The sequence below is a fragment of the Limnofasciculus baicalensis BBK-W-15 genome (genome assembly GCF_024178385.1).
Lineage (GTDB): Bacteria > Cyanobacteriota > Cyanobacteriia > Cyanobacteriales > Coleofasciculaceae > Limnofasciculus > Limnofasciculus baicalensis.
Map to the genome: position 1 here is coordinate 1 of NZ_JAMZMM010000108.1, position 16,985 is coordinate 16,985.

A 16,985-nucleotide genomic window follows, 5' to 3' on the forward strand; every position below is an offset into this window, starting at 1 on the left:
CCCCATTCGCCATTCCCTGTTATCCGTCAGGGAAAAATAACGCCCACCTTACCGGATTCCCATTTCAGGTATTTATTCATAACACGGTTGTAAATTTCTGAATCTACAAACCGGGCTAACCAATCATGTAAATGCGGTAATTGCTGTTCGTTAAACCAATCTAAATCCGTATGAGCAAATTGACGAATAAACGGCGCGATCGCCATATCAGCTAAAGCCACACTATTACCAAATAAATATCTGGTTTTGCTTAACTGTTGGTTTAGTCTTTCCAGATATAAATAACCTTCATTCCGATGGACAATTCCATCAGTATCTTCGTAACGGTTAGGATATTTATAACGATCCAGATGATATTTAAACCCACGATCGCATTGAGAGATTAATTCCAGCATTGCCGCCAGATTTCCTTCTTCTGGCATTAACCATTTTTCCGGATCGTGTTGTGCCAAAGCCCACAACATAATATCGATACTTTCATCTATGACACGCCCATTGAGATCGATCAATACTGGAACCGTACCTTTTGGGGATACAGCCAACATTTCCTGTGGTTTATCACGCAAAACAACTTCCCGTAACTCACAGACGCAATTGCTCACAACTAACGCCAAACGTGCCCGCATCGCATAAGGACAGCGGCGGAAGGAATATAAAATTGGGTATGATGCTGTAATGGGATTAACTTGTTGTCTCATAAGGTTTTTCCTGGGAATTGTAACTAGCGCCGATATGTATTTGGTTGCGAAGATTTGCCAACTCAACCTGACGTTGCCTCTCAGAAAATCCTTTTTTTTGCGCTTCAGTTTTTGTGCCATGACAATGAGGACAACTCACGCCAAGCACAAATAATTCAGAGGCCATTTCTTCCTTACTAATCGGGTGGCGACAAGCACGACAAAGTTCATATTCACCAGGCTTTAGCCCATGACTAACTGAAACTCGCTCATCAAAGACAAAACATTCACCTTCCCAACGACTTTCTGCTTCGGGTACTGTTTCCAAATACTTCAAAATTCCACCTTCCAGGTGATAGACTTCGGCAAAACCTTGACTGCGCAAGAATGCAGTAGATTTCTCGCACCGAATCCCACCTGTGCAAAACATTGCTACCTTTGGTTTCTCTCGTAAGGCAGTTTCTTTTCGTACCCATTCAGGTAACTCTGAGAAACTTGTTGTTTTGGGATTAATCGCTCCTTTAAAAGTACCAATAGATACTTCATAGTCGTTCCTCACATCAACTACAACCACATCGGGATTATCAAGCAATTTATTCCAATCCTCCGGCTTAACATACTTACCAGCCATCTGACTTGGATTAATATCTGGTATTCCCATAGTGACGATTTCCCGCTTCAAACGTACCTTCATTCGGTAAAATGGTAGTTTGTCTGAAAAAGATTCTTTGTGAGTCAAATCAGCTAAACGCGGATCGCGACGCAGGAATGCTAGGACTTCATAGACATTTTCTGGTGAGCCAGCAATTGTACCATTGATGCCCTCTTTAGCTAGGAGGATAGTACCTTTTACCTTGTTGTCGTTGCAGCAGGCGAGGATTGGTGCTTTGAGAGCCGCAAAATCCGATAACTCGACGAACTTATATAATGCAGCGGTTAAGAAATAAGCCATTTATATTTTACCGTTTTCGATCGAGAAGGAAGGTTAAAGATCATCATAGCGAAGGATCGGCATGTTACATTATTATGTCTTAGGTCGCTACACTGCATATAGTTGTCATGGTGCGTTAGCAAAGCGTAACACTCCTTACATATAGATATTTTGCTACAGAATTACAGAATTACAGAATTTTCGTTACTGCTATAGATATTGGTGGCGACTCGCCCCTACAACCCCTACAGATATTAAAACAATCCCCTACAGATATTGGGGCGATAGGGGTGACGGGAGGATGTCAAGTTCGTATGACTGCGTATGACTGCGTATTACGAATTAGCAGATTTAGTACAACCCTCGGTATGACTTCCGTATGACGAAGAGTTCTTTAACCTAGCTTTAGTAACTGCTGCGGTAGATTTATTTTGCTTTCAAGTTGGCTGGAAATCCCAGTATATCTTGAACGCAAACAATTCAAACAATCATCCATAGCAGAGACTGTTAGTCCCCTCTGATTCCTAGTCAGTTAAGCAATATTCAATCTCTTCAGTAATTACTCACAGAGATAAAAATCCGTTGAATCTCTAATGCCAAGCCCTAATTCCATAGGGTTTGATTGATACAGAAAGAAGGCAAAGCCAATGCTGCAGCACTCCGGCAAACCCTCTAGCAGTCACGAGACTGTAAGACAGATACCTCGGTAAAGTGAAGTCCTTTTATTTTCTAGAGTCACCAAGGAAAATGACAAAAAAATCTAGCAGCAAACTCAAACGGAATTATTATCAGCCCTTAATCGCAGCAGCTTTGGCAGCAAGTAGCGCCTTCCATCTCGTTGGACCAGTATTAGCTTTTGGTACAGCAGCGGGTCAATCGATCAGTAATACAGCAACGGCTACTTACGAAGACCCAAATAATCCTAATGTACCAATTAATGCAACTTCTAATACAGTAACAGTCACAGTTGCAGAAGTTGCTGGTATTACAGTAACAGCTTCTGGCACTTCACTGGGTACTGATGCTGACAGCAATGGCAAGGTTAGCGTTAACGACATTCTCAACTACACCTACACTATCACCAACGTCGGTAACGATCCTACCAAATTCCGGATTCCTAACCTGGCGGAAGTAACTGGACCTGGTACAGTTAGCGGTAACTTACAAATCAGCACTGACGGTGGTGTAAGTTGGACTGATATTAGTGGTAGTGAAATTATTACTAACTCGATACCATCTGGTGGCTCAGTGATGGTAAGGGTTCCAGTTAAGGTTACTCCTGGTGCTAAAGATAACGACATTATTAATGTCACCTTGGGCGACACTCCTGGCGATGCGCAAAACCAACTTCGCAATCCTAATGGTGGTGACGTATATACAGTAGATAATACAGGTACACAAAACGGTGATATTGCAGGGGACCCAGTGAATGGAGTTCGTGAAGCAAGTGTCACGCAGAAAGCTACAGTATCTGCATCTTTGAAGAATTATGCTTTAGCCAGTATTCTCAAGACTCGCGGTAACTACGATAATGGTGGAACTTCTGCCATTACTGATGATAAGCTGACTTACAATTTAAGTCTCAAGGTAGCAGCAACTGATCCCACCGGGAATAATTTCAATCCTGCACCATTAGTGGGTACAGAGATTAGTGTTAATAGCGCAAATGTTTCTCGGATTTTGGTATCTGATGCGATTCCCAAGGATACGGAGTTAGCAGTAGCACCGACACCACCTCCGGGTTGGCAAGTTGTTTATACTACTGATGCCGTGACTACCACTGCACTAGATGCTAACTGGACAACAACCGCACCTGCAAATCTGGCAACAGTTACTCGGATTGGTTTTATTAACAATTCAGCTATCGTGACTGCCGTTGCACCGGGTGAAACTGTTAACGGTTTCTCGGTACAGGTTAAGGTTAAATCTTCGGTGGTGGCAACATCTTTAGATGTGGCAAATATCGCTCAATTGTTAGGTCAAACCTCCGGTGTCCCAACGACAGATACTAACAACGACGGCACTCCTGATAACCTGATTTACGATGAATCTGGTGACCAAAATCCCAGTAACTTTAATGGTTCAACACCTCCAGGTACAGATACCAACAGCGACGGAATTCCCGATACTAATCCTCCTGTAGCTGATGGTTATGTAAACGATCCTGCTGACTTAGGCACAATTGGTACTGACAGCGGTAATAATAACACTGGTACTGGTACAGGTGGTGAAGCTAACCTATTTACCGTGCAGCAACCTGTAGCTTCATCAGTACAAACTGGTCCAGATGGTGCGCCAGATGCGATTGGTCCTACCAATAATAATGATGACTTTACTAATAAGTCTTCACTGGTTCCCGCAGGAACTAAACCTGGTACAACTATAGATCCAGCGGCTGTAGGGTTCACCAATACGGTTAAGAATAGTGGGACAGATGCAGGTCTTTTGACACTAACACCAAAAGCACCAGCAACAGCTACTGACTTACCTGCAAATACTACCGTTACTATTACCTACGCTAGCAGTTCAGCGACTTACATTTACGATGGCGCAGGTACATTTACCTTACAACCAGGTAACTTACCAATTACAATTGCCAACTTCGATCCTAATGAAGTTCTCAACTACGGTGTTGAAGTTAACCTACCATCTGGTACACCACTTTCTACGGATTTAACTCGTGGAGATAAAGGCTTCCCAGTACCCATTGAAGCGGCAATTGACCTCTATACCACAGACACCAATGCTGATGGTATCAAAGATACTGGAAATGATGGAACAACCGATGCGACTAATACCACAATTGACCGAGTTTATACAGGCTTCTTGAAACTATTGAAAGAGTCTCGTGTTCTACCAGGAACCGGTCCAGCGGTACTGTCTGGTCAAAATCTGTTCAGCATCGATCCAAAAACACCTTCCCCTGGAAATATTCTGGAGTATCGGATTAACTACACCAACATTTCTACACCTCAAGCTGGCACTGGTAACGTTATTTTGAAAGCCAACGATGTAGTAATTACAGAAGATGGTACTCAAAATGGAAATAACTGGGCACTTGATAACGATACTAACGGTGCAATTGATACCAGTAATATCGTGGGTACAGCGAAAGATTCTGGCGCTTCAACGATTACTTTCTTTAGCGGTAACCCAGCTACGAAAGCTTCTGTAGACCAAACTGGAACCACTGTTGATACAGATGTCACCAAGTACATTAATACTGTAATCGGTGACGTTGCACCAGGTGAAGCGCGGAACTTCTTGTTCCAACGCCAAGTTGAATCTACGAATGCAACTGGTACGCCTAATAATCCAGTAGCACCGTAAAGAGGGAGTAGGGAGTAGGGAGTAGGGAATCGCAATTAGCAATTAGCAATTAGCAATCAGCAATTAGCAATTAGCGATTCCCCCTTTCTCCCATCAAAAATTACACATCACTATTGTCCTAAATTTAACGAGGTTATTTCCATGAAACGTCTGTCTGTTAGTTTAAGCGCCATTGCACTAATCGCGGCAATTCCTTTACTCGGTGGCACACCTGTTCTCGCTAGTTTGCAAAAAGCCGGAGAATCGATTGTTCAAACCCTGACTCGTCCCCAAGTTAAGTTGAATTTAGGTGCTGAGAAACAGGTAGTTGCCCAAGATCAAAGTGGAAAAGAACAAGTATCTTGGAAATCTTTAGAAGGTAACGCTGTTGTTCAACCAGGAAACATATTACGTTATACCGTAAGTAGCGAAAATGCTGGTGATGTTCCTGCGAAAAACCTAACAGTGACTCAACCGATTCCTCAGCAAATGGCTTATGTTTTGGGTTCGGCTACTAATAGCAATGGAGCCAAAATGACCTACAGTATCGATAACGGCAAAAACTTTGTGGAAAACCCCACAATTCAGGTCAAACTTGCTAACGGAAAAGTCGAAACTCGCCCTGCACCTGCTGAAGCTTATACACATGTTCGCTGGCGTTTTGGTAAATCAATTGACCCGACTACGGGAGTGAAAGCTGCCTACGAAGTGAAGGTGAAGTAGAAGGTTGCAAAAACCCGCCAGTGGTTTAAACTACTGGCTAATAGCTAAAGTCCGTTAAAACGGAATGAAACTACCACCAAAAGTCGGTTTTAACTGACTTTAGCTATAAGACAGGGAATTTATTCCCTGGCGGGTTATAAAAATAATTAACAATCTTACAATCAATCTTTACACAAATAAATAAAACTAATATTCAGACAATTTACTGACCTGAATATAGGAGTCTTATTGTACATTTTTCTAACCCATCCTCCCCTTGCTCCCAGGAGATAAGCCAGAGTGACACCGCGAAAACGAAAACGAAGTTATCCCGATAATAAATGGTTCCAGTGCCTCACCACTACCGTTTTAATTGGCACTATCTTGAACCATTCTACCGCTACTATCGCTCAAGTTCAAGAGACAAAAAGCCTTCAAATTACCAACCAAGCTAGCTACAGCTATAGCAATACTTTCGGTAGAGGAAAACGGGTATTTGAAAGCACCACTAATCAAATATCAGTTACCCCCATTCCCTTAGTCGATCCCTTCGGACAGATATTAGGTTGTAATGGAGAACCATTGCCAGACTATACCGGATTTACAGTTGGTTTATACGAACCAAATTCTAGCGATCTAACTGGAACCGAATTGGGGAGATTGGTAACTTTGACCCCGACAGAATTACCCGATATTCAGGGTAATAATATCCCTGGTGGAAAACAACCAAATATTCAAAATATTAACCCTTATCCCCTGACAAATACTAATAAAGGACTCTACAATTTCCTCTTCGATCCGAACAAGGGTCAAACTAATGCTGGAAAGACTTACATTTTAGTCATTAATCCACCAGCAAACTCAATCTACCAACAGCGGCGAGTCAAGATTGATATTGTAGAAAGTACGGGTGCAATTAATAATAGCGTTATCCGCTATATTGCCACATCTTTAGATGGTCAACCTATCAGTAGCACAGGTGAGACTAGGGTTGAAAATCAGGTAGTTTTTGTTCCTAATGCGGAAACTGTTGGACTAGATTTATTAGCATTTCAGTTCACCACACTAATGTGTGAGCCTAATCAAATTTCGATTGTTAAAACAGGCGATCGCGTAGCGGCTCAACCGGGAGATGTAGTTATCTATCGCCTCACATTAAGGAATAAGAGTGATGCTAATTTAAAGACGTTAGTAGTAACAGATTCTCTCCCGCTAGGATTTCAATTTGTAGACAAGTCTGTGCGAGGCGAATTTAAAGGTCAGTCTGTCAATGTTTCTGTTGAAGGAAATGGTCGAACGATAACATTCCGCACTGATACTTCAATCCCTCCTGACGGAGTTCTTAATATTGCTTATGCTGCTGAACTTACCCCAGATTCGCGGCGCGGCTCCGGAAAAAATTCGGCAATTGTGCAAGGGCAACGAGGGGATAATGGCTTCAAAGTTAAAGATGGTCCAGCGACTTATCAACTAAAGATTGAGCCGGGAATTATTTCTGATTGCGGTACTTTAATTGGTCGGGTTTTTGTCGATAAAAACTTTGATGGGGAGCAGCAATCTGGCGAGCCTGGGGTTCCCAATGCGGTAATTTTTATGGAAGATGGAAACCGCATTACAACCGATCCAAATGGTTTATTTTCTGTCGCTAATGTTTTGCCTGGAAATCATACAGGTGTCCTCGATCTTAGTAGTCTTCCTGGTTACACTTTAGCCCCTAATAACTATTTCAGCGAACGGAATAGTCAATCCAGACTGGTGCGTTTAGAACCAGGTGGTTTAGCCCGGATGAATTTTGCAGTCACACCTACCTCCCAAGAGCAAAATCAATGAAACCGATAAAACACAATAATATAGCTTTTAAACTAAAGCTATTAGGAGCTATTGCTGGTAATTTTAGTCTTATTTTGTATCCGGGTGTGGCTCATGCAGAATCTTCTATTGATGTACAAATTTCTTCTCCTTTACAATCCTACAGTGGAATTAATTCCACCTCTGAGAGTGAAAGTTTGTCCCGAAGTGGAATTAATTCCACGTCTAATAGCGAAAGTCCATTAAAATGGACTGAAAATATTGCTGAATCAAAACTTAGTCCTCTTGAAAGTACTTCAGTTATTAGTCAGGGAATTGATTCCCTGACGAGTGAAAACTCAGATGGACAATCCAAACAGGAAACGCCTACAACTGAAAGCCAAATCAAAATTCTCTCTCCCACCATTAACTCGGTATTAGATGTCCCTGCAACTAGTATCATTTTGCAATACCCAGAGGGAACGGAAATTGAACTTAAAGTTAATGGTAAAATAGTAGATTCTTCCCTGATTGGTCGTACAGAAACTGATTCTAAAACTAATTTAATCACCCAAACTTGGTATGGTGTTTCCCTCCAAGAAGGGGACAATACAATTACTGCTAGTATTGCGGGATCTGCCACGCCTATTGCTTCTGTACAAGCACAGGTACGGGGTGCGATCGCAAAATTAACTCTGGAAACAAAAGAAGCAAGAATTCCCGCTGATGGACGTTCTACTGCTACAGTAATTGGTCAATTATTAGATGAAAATGGTAACCTTTCTAATCGGGATGGTATTATTACTTTAGCTGCAACTTCTGGGGAGTTTGAAGGTACAGATTACGATTCGGATCAACCGGGATTTCAGGTAGAGGCGAAAAAAGGTGAATTTACGGCAATTTTGCGATCGCCTCTTCAAGCTGAAACTGCCACAATTCGCGCTACTACGCCTGAGTTAGAAGCTTTTACCCAACTCCAATTTGAAACTGCATTGCGCCCTAGTTTAATGACGGGGGTGCTTAATTTCCGAATTGGTGCTAGGGGTACTGATTATTTCAGTAGTTTTAAAGATTTCCTCCCGGCTGACCAAAATAATGATACTAAATTAAATGTTAATGGGGCAGTTTTTGCTACGGGTGCAATTGGTGAATGGTTATTTACTGGGGCATATAATAGCGAGCGTCCCCTTAATTTAGACTGTAATTGCGATAACCGTCTTTTTCGCAGTTACCAAGCATCTGAACAAAATTATCCCATTTATGGAGATAGTTCTAAAACTGAAGTTACTACTCCTTCTACTGACCAAGTTTATGCCCGTTTAGAACGTTCTTCCCACGTAACTAATGCTAGTCCAGATTATGTAATGTGGGGAGATTACAATACTAATGAATTTGCGACGAGATCCCAAGAGTTTACCTCGATTACTCGCCAACTTCACGGTTTTAAGGGCAATTATAATTTAGGAAATCTCCAACTTAGTGCTTTTTACGGTAATAATGTGGAAGGTTTCCAAAGAGATACTGTTGCTCCCGATGGCACTAGTGGTTACTATTTCTTATCGCGTCGATTACTTGTACCAGGAAGTGAAGATGTATTTGTAGAATTGGAGGAATTAAATCGACCAGGTACTGTTTTGCAACGGGAACGTCTCACTCGCGGACCAGATTATGAAATTGATTACGATAGAGGTACTTTATTATTCCGGGAACCTTTATTACGGACAGATGTAGATCGAGATGGCAATATTTTAGTCCGACGAATTGTCACTACTTATCAGTTTGAAAGTCAAGGAGAAAATACTAATATTTATGGCGGTAGATTTCGATATCACTTATCGCGAGAACTGAATCATGAGAGTTGGATTGGTGGTACTTATTTACGAGAAGATAAGGGAGGTAGGGATTTTGAATTATACGGGGCAGATGCACTAATTTCTTTGGGAGGTAAAGGTAACCTGATTGCAGAATATGCTCATTCTAGTAATAATTCTACTGAGTTAGGAGTTGTGAGTGGTTCAGCTTATCGGGTGGAATTGCAAGGACAAATTACTCCAGGATTAAATGGACGTGCTTATTATCGTTCTGCGGATACTGGTTTTGCTAATAATGCTACAGTAAGTTTTGTTCCTGGTCAAACTAGATATGGCGCACAATTACAAGCGCGTATTGCCGATAGGACTAATTTACGAGTGCAATATGATCGTGAAGATAATAATGGAATTGCACCTGAAGTTTCAACTAATTTTGTCGATTTATTTGACCCCAGACTCGATCCAATTCCCGGTACTAAGCTTGATAACTCATTAACTACAATTTCTGCTGGAATTGAACAGCGGATTGGGAAGGCGACTTTGGGTTTAGATTGGATTTATCGGGATAGAGAAGATAGGATAAGTGGATTAAATGGGACATCTAGCCAATTGCGATCGCGTTTTAGTATCCCTATTACCAATAATCTCACATTCCGCGCCCAAAATGAACTAACTCTTTCCTCAGAAGTCGATTCTGTTTATTCAGATAGAACGTTATTAGGATTAGATTGGCAAGTTCATCCTGGCATCACAGTCGGTTTAGCCCAACAATGGTTTACTCGCGGACAATATGCAGGTCAATCTATTACTAGTTTAGATGTCAAAGGTGACTATAATCTCACTCGCAATACCACCCTTACCAGCCGTTTCTCTATTTTAGGTGGCGCTAATGGAATGACGGGAGAAGGTGCAGTAGGTTTAAAACATATCTGGACAATTTCTCCGGGATTAAAACTAGATTTAGCTTACGAACATGTATTTGGTGATTTCTTTGGTAATACTGCTGCTGGTAAACAATTTCCTCAACCCTATGCTTACGGGCAAAGTGCATCGGCTTTAGGATTTGGGGATGGAGATAGTTATAGTATTGGTTTATCTTACAGCAACGATCCTAATTTTAAAGCCAGCGCTCGTTTTGAACATCGGAGTTCATCCCAAGGTAGTAATACGGTAATTTCTGGATCAGCTTTAGGTAAAATTTCACCAGCTTTAACTGCTTTAGTTAGCTATAACCAAGCCAACTCAGCTAATCAAACACTCAACGATTTAGGAGATACGATTAACCTGAGAGTTGGTTTAGCTTATCGAGATCCTAATGATGACAAATTTAATGCCCTATTGCGGTACGAATATCGCAAAAATCCTGCCACAATTCCCAATACCATTTTACTAGGAAGCGGTACTGGTTCGGAATCTCAGCTCTTCGCTGCTGAAGCAATTTATGCACCCAGTTGGCGATGGGAATTCTATGGAAAATATGCCCTACGCCACAGTACCACTTACCTTGCTAACGATTTAGTTGGCAAAAGTACAGTTTCCTTAGCTCAATTAAGAGCAACTTATCGCTTAGGTTATAAGTGGGATTTAGTCGGAGAAGCCAGATGGATTTCTCAGCCTTCAGCGGATTATAGTGAAACTGCTTTCTTAATTGAAACTGGTTATTATCTAACTCCAAATTTGCGTTTAGCGGCGGGATATTCTTTTGGTAGAATTGAGGATAATGATTTCAGTGGTTCTCGTTCCGCTGGTGGTTTTTATGCGGGGTTGACGGTTAAGTTAAATGATTTATTGGGTGCATTTGGCGGTTTTGGACGGCAAAAAGCTACACCTCCTCAACAACAAGAATCTAGCGTTGAACCTGTGGCAGAAGTTAAGGAAACTGAGGAATCTGGAAACCAAGTAAATCCTGAATTAGTTCCGAATCAAGAATCTACTCAACAGTAAGACAGGAGAAGTATGGAGTTGATTTTTTGTTGAGATTTATTGGGGTTTTTCCTTGGATGAAGGGGAGTTTTTTTTAACGCAAAGAGCGCAAAGGAAGGAGGGGATGTTGATTCTGGCGATAATGGTGTTAAATACTAATTTATTGAAGTGATGATTATGAAAGTAAAGTATCTCAAGTCAGTTTTGGTGGTGTTATTGGATCTTACTCTATTGAGTGGGCTGCGTCTATCTTTAGTCGCCGCTGCACCAATACAAATGACAGAATCTAATCCACACCAAGTTACCAACTATAGAGTCATCGTAAATAGTAACCAAGATGGAATAGTACAACCTGATGAGAACTTAACCTTAAGAGAAGCTATTGAAATCGTCAATGGAACATTGCTATTAAATCAGCTAAGTGAAGAGGAAAAATATCAGGTTTCCTCTCTCGATCTGGATACACCTTCCCAAATTAATTTTAATTTACCAGCAACAAATACTACTATTCGCCTAGTTACTCTATTACCACCCTTAGCCAGCCCAGGATTAGTAGTAGATGGAACTACTCAACCCGGTTACGATCCGATGCGGTTTACTAAAGAAGAAATCCCCATTCATACCCCTGTTGTAGAGATTACTTCAGCCCAGGAAGTGGAGGTATTGCGAGGCTTAACAATTGTGGCAGATGGAGTCACAATTCGGGGTTTGAGTCTCTATGGTTTTACAGGTAAATTTAATACAACTGCCACTATTCCACCAGGAGATATTTTTATAGATACAAATACTTCATCCGAAAGGAATAGGGAAGATCGAACACCAAACAAAATCCCCCCCACTCCCCACTCCCCAAAAAATATCGTAATTGAAGATAACTGGATTGGTGTTCCTTCTGAAAATCCAGCATCAGCAAAGACTTCCGGATTCGGGGTATCGATTTTCAACAGTCAGGGAACAGCAATCCGGCGAAATTGGATTGCTAATCATACTGGAAGTGGAGTAATTACTTCAGTTGATGCTCAGGATTTACAAGTGGAATATAATGTAATTTCTAATAACGGTAATGGGGGAATGCCGGATGCTATTCGTCTGGAAGGTAACATCGATAATACTCAAATATCCTCAAATCTAATTGAAGATAATGGAGGTAGTGCCGTATTTTTATTTAAGCCAGAGGGTGCGGTGACGATTCAGAATAATCAAATTAAAAATAACGGTACTCGTTTGCGTCGTGCTGCTATTTATTTGATGGGGAACGATCATCAAGTTATTGATAATCAAATTAGCAAACACCATGGTCCAGGTGTGGTGGTGGCCGCATTTCCATCAAGCAATGGTAATATTATTCAAAATAATCGATTTTCTGGATTGGAAGGACTCAGTATCGATCTAATAACTCGCGATAATACTGATACCAGAGATTATCAAGTGGGAGACGGGCAAAACCCACCTCGTAATTCTAATCAACGCCGTCAAGATACAGGGAATGGAGCAATTAATACTCCTCAATTTCTTAGCCCTGAGTTGATCGTTCTAAATGGGAAAGTTAATATCGATGGTATGGCAGATCCCGGTTCCCAAGTTGATATTTATCGAGTTACGGCACAGACAGATTTAAGCGAACAGATTGCCACAGTGACGACAGATGAAAAAGGACGATTTAGCCTGAGTCTTAGTAATTTACAGCCTGGAGAGCGAATAAGTGCGATAGCAACCGATTCCAAATATGGCACGTCTGAAGCTGCTGCCAGTGCGGTGGTGCGCTTGTTGGAGTAGAGGAAATTACGGAGATTCTCGGTAGCCAAATCAGTAAATTCCGCGATCGCACTTAGAGATTAATCTTTGGTGACAAGGAATTATGAAGTGGCGAAGACTGAGGCATTTAAGACGAGCGAGTAATTTAACTGATACTGAATGTAATCAAATGAAATCTTTATTTAAGAATGTAAAAGCAATCGCCGATACAGATATACATAGTACGGCACAGCGAATTCGTGTTGGCATAGTTGGGACAACAGGAATCCTGAGTCTATTTGCTGGAATCAACGTGGCAATCCCCCCAAAAGTTGCCGCACAAACTACACCAGCCTACTGTTCCATTTTGTATGGGATTGATAATACAGGAACCACCTTCAGCAAAATCTACAATGTCGATGTCACTAATGCTCATTACAATGCTGCCACAGCTAATAGTGGCGCAACAGCTACTAATACTTTATTCCTGAGTGCAGCCGCAGCACTAGAACCCAGTACAGGTAAATTATTTTATATATCTCGTGATACGTCTGGCACCAAGATTGCTTACTGGAATCCTGTCACCAATACTCATACACAACTTGCACAAACATTCAACGCTGGCTCTATAGTAGTTCGAGCTGCTTTTTCTCCCAGTGGTCGATTATTTGTAGCTACTAGCAACACTATCTTTGAAATCAATCCCACAACTGGTGCATTAATAAGTAGCAAGGCTTTATCTGGCGTTGGTGGGGCAATTGGAAATGGAGATATGGCTTTTGACGGGAATAATATACTATTCCTAGCTTCCGATGAATACTTGTACACAATCGACATCGATACACTCTCCAGTGCATCACCTGCTAGCCTTCTCGCCACAGCCCCATCAGGCACAACGTTTAATAGTTTGGGATTCAAACCAGATGGTAAGCTTTATGCCTTTGCCAGCAGTAACAAGACGATGTATGAAATCAACACTAATACTGGTAACCTTACTACAATAGGAACAATTGTGTTTAATCCTACGACAGGTGCCACTGTAGTAGGTACAGACTATGCAAGTTGTGCTGCGCCTATCCCCGATCTTCAATCTACTAAAACCTACACTAAGATAAGTGGTAGTGCAGGGACTGATATTCTACCCGGAGATGTGGTGGAATACACGGTGACGATCCCTAATACAGGAAATGTCCCTGCGACTAAGGTTAGCTTCAAAGATCCGATTCCGGCGGGTACTACCTATGTGGTGGGGAGTACCAAGATGAATGGTGTCACGGTTGCAGATGCTGCGGGGTCAACATTTCCCTTTGCCACTGGTGCGGCAATTCAATCATCAGGTCTCAATTCTGGGGTTGTTGGTACGGGTAACACTTACCAGGTTACGATCAAATATCGAATCAAGGTCAATACCGTCAGCCCACCTGCTACTGTTATTAATCAAGGAAACATTTTCTACTTGGGAGTTCCGATAGGCGGCGATCCTACGGACGATCCTGGTACGCCAACTCCGGACGATCCCACTATAACTGTAATCTCTATTCCAATTAATATTTCTGGTAAGGTTTGGAAAGACGCAGATGGTTCTGCGAACAATAGCTTTACCAATATTAATACTGGCACTGAAACAGGCACAAATGGAGGGGGATTGAATGCCATATTAATTAACGCATCCGGTAATGTCATTGCCACCACACCTGTTTCTGCCGATGGCACCTACACTTTCAGCAGTGTTGCTGTCAATCAAAACAATGTCACGATTCGCCTGAGTACTACCGCCGGGACAGTTGGTTCTGCTGCACCTGCTGCATCGCTTCCAGCCGGGTGGACGAATACCAGCCCACTAACCACAGCTACCTTTAATATTGCGACAACAAACATTACCAGCAAAGACTTTGGTATTGAGCAGTTGCCGAATACGGATAATAAGACTGGATCTTCCCAAACCAATCCAGGTGGCACAACTACAGTCCAAGTTCCATCATTATCCGGTTCTGACCCCGAAGATAGTACCTTGGGTACTGGCAACACCTTCATCATTAAAACTCTGCCCACGAATGGCAAACTTTACTACAACGGTACTCAGATTACCACCACAAATTTTGCAATCCCCAGCTACGACCCCACTAAACTGACAGTGGACCCAGATGATGGGGCAATTACAGTCAGCTTTACCTATGCGGCTTTGGATGCGGCGGGTAAGGAAGACCCAACTCCTGCAACGGTATCCATACCATTTACAGCACCTCTCTTCAGTATCTCCGGTACTCTCTATCAAGACAGTGATGGTGGAGATGATTTAGACATTGGTGAACCAACCTTACCTGCTAATGTTACGGTCAAACTATTAGATAGTACTGGCACAACTACTATCGCCACCACAACTACTAATGCTACTGGTCAATATACCTTCACAAATGTTACCAACGGCAACTATAAAATCCAAGTCGATACTACTGATACAGATATCCCGACTGGATTTACTTTAGGTACAGCTAATAATCTAGCAGTTACTGTTTCTGGTAGTGCGATTACAAATCAAAACTTCGGCTTTGATATAGCTGCTGGTTTCTGTAATGTGGGAGGTGGAACATCAGATCCAACCATTCAACCTTACATCAGTACAGAAGTTGGTAATACTTCCACTGCAGGTTCCATTCCCAGCAATTTGCGATCGCTAACAGATCAACTGGATGACACTTGGCGTACCGCTGCGGGTGGTTCCGCCACAGGAACCGTAGAACCTTGGTTCGGTAAAAATTCTGCACCCGGTAGTGCCACCAGCTTTACCTACAAGCAACCCAACAGTAATACAGCAATTGCTACCACCGTCGAGTCTGTTCAAGTTCCCTTCACAACCGCTGCTACCTGTAATGGAGGGAATGCCACAGGTTCAGGTTTTGCCCTAGCCTTCGGTGACTCCTTGCAAGATAGTTCTCCTCGCCCTGCCAGCCTTTATAATACAGCAGATGAACCTGGCTTCTGGAATCACACTGGGGGTAGTAGCGATAGCAAACGCAACGCCGTGCGATTCACCTTTGCCCAACCTATAAAATCCTTTGGGGCATGGTTTGGCGATTTAGAAACCAGAACCCAAAGTGGTGGCGCACCTGCTTATTTGCGCTTGCTGGATGCTAGTGGTAATCGAATTGGACAAGATATTGCGATCGCTCCACAAACACTGGATAATGGCACTACTGCTACTCCTAATCCCCAACCCCTCAATCAAACCAACTGTAGTACTGGCGCTACCTCCCAATTAGGCTGTGGAAACAATACTAGTCGCTGGGTAGGATTTGTTGATACGAATGCCAGCGCGAGGATTAAACAAGTATTGGTAATTGTGGGTGATGATGATGATACAGGAAATGGTGATACTGAACGCCTCAGCTTTATTGGCTCTAATTTTATCCCCATCGCCTCTAACCCAAATATCCTCCTCGTAAAACGGATTACCGCTATTAACGGAGTTCCTTTCAATCAATTTATTGACGATCCCAATTCCACAAATGATAATGACCCCAAATGGCCTACTCCTGCTAATACTTACTTACGAGGAGTAATTGATGGCGGAGTTGTTAAGCCTGGAGATGAATTAGAATACACTATCTATTTCCTTTCCAGAGGAGATGGCGCAGCCACAAATGTCAGTGTCTGCGATTTAGTTCCCAGTAATACCACCTTCCTACCCACCGCCTTTAACAGTTTGACACCTACAGATGGCAGTCTAGCCGGAGCCAATTTAGGGATATCACTTGCACTAGATTCTGCCAATTTACCTACAAATCCTAATCTTTATTTGAGTAATGTTGCTGATACCGACAGAGGACAATTCTTCGCACCAGGAAGCACACCACCTGTAAGTTGTTCCGGGAGTAATAATAATGGAGCGGTTGTAGTGAATATTGTCAAGAAACCCAATGCTTTACCGAATGCAACTGCTGCTGGGACACCGACTAATTCCTATGGGTTTATTCGGTTTAGGGCTGTGGTTAAATAATAGGGAAAACCTAACCCCCCAGCCCCCTTCCCTACTAGGGAAGGCAGGGCTGTTTCATTCTCGGTTGAGAAATTGGGGGGTGATAAATTGGGGGGCAGGGGGCAGGGGAGAAG

At 42.4% G+C, this 16,985-nt stretch carries 8 protein-coding genes; 6 read left to right on the plus strand and 2 right to left on the minus strand.

Going from position 1 to position 16,985, the window contains the following annotated elements:
- Positions 1–26: 26 nt before the first annotated feature.
- Positions 27–698, minus strand: a complete 672-nt coding sequence (locus NJ959_RS12640) for a glutathione S-transferase (RefSeq protein ID WP_254012112.1) — start codon at positions 696–698, stop codon at positions 27–29.
- A complete protein-coding gene (gene trhO, locus NJ959_RS12645) occupies positions 682–1,629 on the minus strand; it encodes an oxygen-dependent tRNA uridine(34) hydroxylase TrhO (protein WP_254012113.1) in 948 nt (315 codons plus the stop codon). Before trhO ends, NJ959_RS12640 begins: the two co-directional genes overlap by 17 nt.
- Before the next feature lie 726 nt (positions 1,630–2,355).
- On the opposite strand from trhO, the gene NJ959_RS12650 reads away from it, so the two are divergent.
- From NJ959_RS12650 to NJ959_RS12675, 6 genes are all read left to right on the plus strand, one after another.
- The gene (locus tag NJ959_RS12650) at positions 2,356–4,938 is read left to right on the plus strand and encodes a beta strand repeat-containing protein (protein WP_254012114.1); all 2,583 of its coding nucleotides are present in this window, start codon (positions 2,356–2,358) and stop codon (positions 4,936–4,938) included.
- Positions 4,939–5,079: 141 nt separating this feature from the next.
- Positions 5,080–5,640 (plus strand): hypothetical protein, encoded by a 561-nt coding sequence (locus NJ959_RS12655; RefSeq protein ID WP_254012115.1) that lies wholly within the window; start codon positions 5,080–5,082, stop codon positions 5,638–5,640.
- A 279-nt stretch (positions 5,641–5,919) separates the two neighbouring features.
- Positions 5,920–7,449, plus strand: coding sequence for a hypothetical protein (locus tag NJ959_RS30435; RefSeq protein WP_254012116.1), 1,530 nt, complete (start codon positions 5,920–5,922; stop codon positions 7,447–7,449).
- Complete coding sequence (locus NJ959_RS12665; RefSeq protein ID WP_254012117.1) at positions 7,446–11,162, plus strand: Ig-like domain-containing protein; 3,717 nt, start codon at positions 7,446–7,448, stop codon at positions 11,160–11,162. Before NJ959_RS30435 ends, NJ959_RS12665 begins: the two co-directional genes overlap by 4 nt.
- A 156-nt stretch (positions 11,163–11,318) precedes the next feature.
- Complete coding sequence (locus NJ959_RS12670; RefSeq protein WP_254012118.1) at positions 11,319–12,917, plus strand: right-handed parallel beta-helix repeat-containing protein; 1,599 nt, start codon at positions 11,319–11,321, stop codon at positions 12,915–12,917.
- Positions 12,918–12,999: 82 nt separating this feature from the next.
- Complete coding sequence (locus tag NJ959_RS12675) at positions 13,000–16,872, plus strand: SdrD B-like domain-containing protein (RefSeq protein WP_254012119.1); 3,873 nt, start codon at positions 13,000–13,002, stop codon at positions 16,870–16,872.
- The last annotated feature ends 113 nt before the right edge of the window (positions 16,873–16,985 follow it).